We start from the raw sequence: 773 nt of genomic DNA on the forward strand, positions 1-773 counted from the left end.
CTTCTAGTCTGCCGTGTCTTGGGTTCTGATGCTGGGCAGCGTGTCGATGCCGCGGTTGCGCAGCCGGTAGCTGGCGCCTTTGAGGGTCAGGACGTCGGCGTGGTGCACGACGCGGTCGATCATGGCGGCGGCGACGGCCTGGTCCCCGAAGACTCCGCCCCAGCCGCTGAAGGGCAGGTTGGAGGTCAGGATCAGCGAGGCGTGTTCGTAGCGGGATGAGACGAGTTGGAAGAACAGGTTCGCGGCGTCCTGCTCGAAGGGCAGGTAGCCGACTTCGTCGACGATGATCAGCCCGTAGCGGCGCAGCCGGGCCAGCTCGACGGGGAGCCGGCCGGCGCGGTGGGCCTCGGTCAGGCGGGTGACCCAGTCGGTCGCGGTCGCGAACAGCACGCGGTGGCCGTGGCCGGCGGCGGCGATGCCCAGGCCGGTGGCCAGGTGGGTCTTGCCGGTGCCGGGCGGGCCAAGCAGCACGACGTTGCGGGCCTCGGTGAGGAAACCGCCGGAGGCCAGGGCGGCGATCTGCTGGCGGACAGCGGGTTGGGCGTCCCAGTCGAACTCCTCGAGGCTCTTGCGTGCGGGGAAGCCGGCGGCCCGGATCCGCAGCTGGGCGCCGGAGGCGTTGCGGGCGGCGACCTCCCGGTCCAGGACCGCGGCGAGGTACTCCTCGTGGGTCCAGCCGGCGTCGCGGGCATGGTCGGCCAGCCGAGCAGCGGACTCGATGATTCGAGGCGCTTTCAACGATGCCGACAGGTAGGTCAGCTGCTTGAGCGCCG

General features: G+C 71.0%; 1 protein-coding gene. It reads right to left on the bottom strand.

From position 1 onward, the window contains the following. Positions 1-3: 3 nt before the first annotated feature. Positions 4-759 carry an IS21-like element helper ATPase IstB gene (istB, locus tag ACYVNR_RS21685; RefSeq protein ID WP_461051037.1) on the bottom strand — a complete coding sequence of 252 codons (756 nt, stop codon included), beginning with the start codon at positions 757-759 and terminating at the stop codon, positions 4-6. Positions 760-773 lie beyond the last annotated feature (14 nt).

The organism is Terrabacter koreensis (assembly GCF_054783315.1).